This window comes from Aquiflexum sp., assembly GCF_977115555.1.
In genome coordinates, this window is the sequence record NZ_CDSBKL010000365.1 from 1 (window position 1) to 4,022 (window position 4,022).

Sequence of the window (4,022 nt, forward strand, 5' to 3'; positions counted from 1 at the left end):
GCTTTCTTTGATTTTTTTTGGTAGGCTATTTAAAATCAGGTCGTAAGAATGGTCCACCAATTCCAAAATCAACTTATCTGATACCGATCCATCAAACATCACCGTATTCCAATGTTTTTTGTTCATATGGTACCCAGGCACAATTCCGGAGTATTGTTCCCGAAGTTCAACAGCCTTTTCAGGATCGCACTTTAGGTTGACACTTTCAAAAAGCTCAATGTCAATAATGGCAAAAATCTTCCCACCGACTTTAAAGCAAAGGGTATTTTCATCAAAAGGAGTGTCCTCTGAGGTGCCTGGTTTAGAAAGGCAATATTCCCTAAAAAAAGTAATGGTCATGGGATGGCGTTTGGTTTGTGATAAAGTGGTTATTGTTTATTTGCTTAAAGGTAAAAAGTAATTAGTGAGAAGTAAAAGGAAAAAATCGACATCTTGTTTTAAGAGCACCGCTTAACTGTGTAAAAGATAATTGCAGCCAAAAACATCAGAATAGAAATCTTGTTGATACCGTGCATCATCCTCAGGTTGAAATTGGATGGTTTGTTGGGATCAGGTTTCTGAAAAACCCGGATAAAATAGTGACCTACTTCCCCAAGTTTAAAAAATTCTTTTAATCTGCTGTTTGACATAAATTTGGTATTTAGAAATTAGTTATTGAGTTATTGGTATGAATCCGACCGTATTGATGTAACTATTTATAAATAAGTCGACAGACCACAGTCGACTGTCCACCATGTGAAATTGATTTTTAACAACATATCTTGAAATTTCAATGAATTGCTGACTGAAAACTGAGACTGCTTACTGAAAACTTTTTACCGAACACTGACTCAAACTTCCGGCTCGATCCACATGCCGTCTTTTCGGATGATTTCGATCAGTTCGTCCACAGCCCTTTCGGAAGGGACTGATTTCTTTACAACTTCTTTTCCTTTGTAAAGTGTGATTTTCCCTTTTCCTGAACCTACATATCCGAAATCTGCGTCTGCCATTTCACCCGGACCGTTGACTATACAACCCATGATTCCAATTTTGACGCCTTTGAGGTGATCGGTTCTTTTTCTGATCATGGCTGTAGTTTCCTGAAGGTCAAATAAAGTCCTGCCGCAGGAAGGACAAGAAATGTATTCGGTTTTAGACATCCTCGTCCGGGCTGCCTGCAATACCCCAAATCCTATAGAGTTATGCAATTTGATCTGTGCCAAAATCTGATCTCGATCATTGCCTATATAAGCTCCGATTCCCAACATGATTCCTTCTCCCAATCCGTCCACCAACAATCCCCCCACATCAGTAGCAGCATAAAGCATGGTTTTGTCTGAGTCCTGAACAGGATAATTTACAAGTACAACAACAGGTGCCAAACAATGGTTTTCCATCAAAGTAATAAAAGCTCGTCGGAGCGCCGCCATTTTATGTGCATTGTCACTCTGCAAAATAACCACGACGTCCTTTCTCCCCTCCAAAAATGGAAGGGCTTCATAAACCTCCAAATCTGAAAGCATCAGAAAATTCAATCCATAATGAAAGTTCGATGTTATTTTAAATTCAGGCAAAGTGTATGCAGGAAACTTGTTGACCTGATCCTCTGATTGCTGCCAATGGCTGAAATATTGGATTTCCTTCATTCCGTTTGGCAACATGAACGGAATCGGATTGTCACCAGAAAACACATAATCTGCCCCTTGATCATTCATTTTCCATTTATCCAATTCAGGCAAATAAAAATGGCCGATATTTTTCATTTCCTTTTCAGTAATGTTGGAAATCGCAGAAATATCCGCAATCACCCTCGGTACATTGCTTCCTCCAAAATTGAAGACCTCAATTGTATCTCTTTTATTATGTTCAAAAGGTGTGATCGGAAAATGATGAAGTTGTTCAATTGGAGCATGCCCTTCTCTTTCGGCATATCGGTCGACCAAAGATTGTGCAACCGGAGCTTCAAACTCCGGATCCTCGGTCAAGGAAACCCGCACGGTATCTCCCAATCCATCCTCCAACAAAGTTCCTATCCCGACGGCAGACTTGATTCTTCCATCCTCACCATCTCCTGCTTCTGTCACTCCCAAATGCAAAGGATATGGCTTAAAACCACCTTCATCCAGCTTTTGAACCAACAACCTGTATGCCTGCACCATGACTTGGGTATTGGAAGATTTCATAGAAATCACAATGTCATGGTAGTTTTCATCCTCACAGATCCTCAAAAATTCCAAGGCTGACTCCACCATTCCAAGTGGTGTATCACCATACCTGCTCATGATCCTGTCTGAAAGCGAACCGTGATTGGTACCGATGCGCATGGCTGTACCGTGTTCCTTACAGATTTTGACCAGAGGAAGAAACCTTTCTCTGATGCGGTCCAATTCTTCCTGATAGCTTTCGTCAGTATATTCAATGACCTCAAATTTCTTTTTGTCAGCGTAGTTTCCCGGATTGATCCGGACTTTCTCTACGATTTTGGCTGCAATTTCTGCGGCATTTGGCGTAAAGTGGATATCAGCCACCAAAGGCGTCTCATACCCTCTTTTCTTAAGTTCTTCTTTGATGTTTCGGAGATTTTCTGCCTCCTTGATACTAGGCGCAGTGATACGGATCAGTTGGCAGCCACTTTCGATCATGCGGATACATTGCTCGACAGAACCAAGGGTATCCATGGTATCCACAGTTGTCATCGATTGGACGACGATAGGATTGTCACCTCCTATGTATACATCACCAACTTTGACAGGAATGGTTTTTCGCCGGGAATATTCCGTCAGGCTATTGCAATACTTTATTTTCTCCAACAATGATTTGGTTTCCATACAGTTATAAGTCTCCTAATTGGGGTCTGATCACAATTTCTTCAACAACAGAATAAGGGGAAAGGTTATATGCCCCCCATACTGATTCCGCAATATCAGCAGTTTTCATAAATCTTTCTTCAGGGATATCAGCACCTTCCCAACTTGCGGTATAGGTCGCTCCAGGCAAAACCGAGGTGACCTTGATATTATAGTTTTTCAATTCTTCCCTCAGGCATTTGGTAAAACCCAACATCGCCCATTTGGAAATCGCATAGCTTCCTCCATTGGCATAAGCAGTCAGTCCGGCAATGGATCCAATCGAAAAGATATGACCTGATTTTCTGGCAATCATTTCAGTTGTAAATGCCCTTGTGAGGTAATAGGCTGAGAAAAGGTTGGTATTCATCATCAACTCAAAGTTTCCTTCCGGCTCTGAATGGATCGATCCCGGCAAAAACACCCCTGTATTATTGATAATGACATCCGGGATTCCTTGTTTTTTGACTTCCTCAGAAAAGGCCTTCACTTCTTCTTTTTTAGACAAATCTGCGGGAAAAATAAACATTCGCTGCAAAGGAAAATTACTTTCAAATGCTGCCTTTAATTTCTCTAAATCCCCTTCATGACGCGCACAGGTAAAGACATCAAATCCCTCTGCACCAAACCTCTCGATGATGGCACGTCCTATCCCTTTTGTTCCACCTGTGACCAATATGCTTTTTGACATGCTGCTTTTTTTAAGAAGATTGTTGATTCCAAATTAAATTTTAAAATACAAATCCAAACCTGATCTCGGGAAGTAGAACTTTTAATGAGACTAGGGAATGCAGAATCTGATTTCCTTCGTATTTCAATAGTTAGTATGACAACTATCTATCGGAAACAAAGTTACATTTTTTTAAAAACTTTGCGAACTTAAACGTTTATTCCCGAGAGCTATAGGTTTTTTGTTCTTATTTTTAGCCATATGGAAACTCAGATTACAGACAGGTTAGAGTTGGCAGCCCACTTTGTGAACAGCACCAACAGCCCGATTTTTTTGACAGGAAAGGCCGGTACGGGCAAAACCACATTCCTCAGAAAGCTTGCAGAACTTACTCACAAGCGATTTGTGATTCTTGCACCGACTGGAATTGCGGCCTTACATGCAAGAGGGGTTACCATTCATTCGCAGTTTCTACTTCCTTTTGGCACTTTTCTCCCGACTCGAGAACCTGAGGGAAACTTCAG

The 4,022-nt window shown here is 41.0% G+C and carries 5 protein-coding genes; 1 reads left to right on the forward strand and 4 read right to left on the reverse strand.

All coding sequences use genetic code 11. The features are described 5' to 3' along the window. From ACZFYI_RS16710 to ACZFYI_RS16725, 4 genes are all read right to left on the reverse strand, one after another. On the reverse strand, positions 1–339 hold a 339-nt coding region (locus tag ACZFYI_RS16710), incomplete at its 3' end, for an MmcQ/YjbR family DNA-binding protein (protein ID WP_462525266.1). A gap of 98 nt (positions 340–437) precedes the next feature. Next, positions 438–629, reverse strand: coding sequence for a DUF6728 family protein (locus ACZFYI_RS16715; RefSeq protein ID WP_462525267.1), 192 nt, complete (start codon positions 627–629; stop codon positions 438–440). A gap of 201 nt (positions 630–830) precedes the next feature. Next, positions 831–2,810 carry a (E)-4-hydroxy-3-methylbut-2-enyl-diphosphate synthase gene (gene ispG, locus ACZFYI_RS16720; protein ID WP_462525268.1) on the reverse strand — a complete coding sequence of 660 codons (1,980 nt, stop codon included), beginning with the start codon at positions 2,808–2,810 and terminating at the stop codon, positions 831–833. A gap of 4 nt (positions 2,811–2,814) precedes the next feature. Beyond that, positions 2,815–3,519 (reverse strand): SDR family oxidoreductase, encoded by a 705-nt coding sequence (locus tag ACZFYI_RS16725; RefSeq protein ID WP_462525269.1) that lies wholly within the window; start codon positions 3,517–3,519, stop codon positions 2,815–2,817. Between the two features lie 240 nt (positions 3,520–3,759). On the opposite strand from ACZFYI_RS16725, the gene ACZFYI_RS16730 reads away from it, so the two are divergent. Then, a partial coding sequence (locus ACZFYI_RS16730; RefSeq protein ID WP_462525270.1) for an AAA family ATPase occupies positions 3,760–4,022 on the forward strand: 263 nt, incomplete at its 3' end.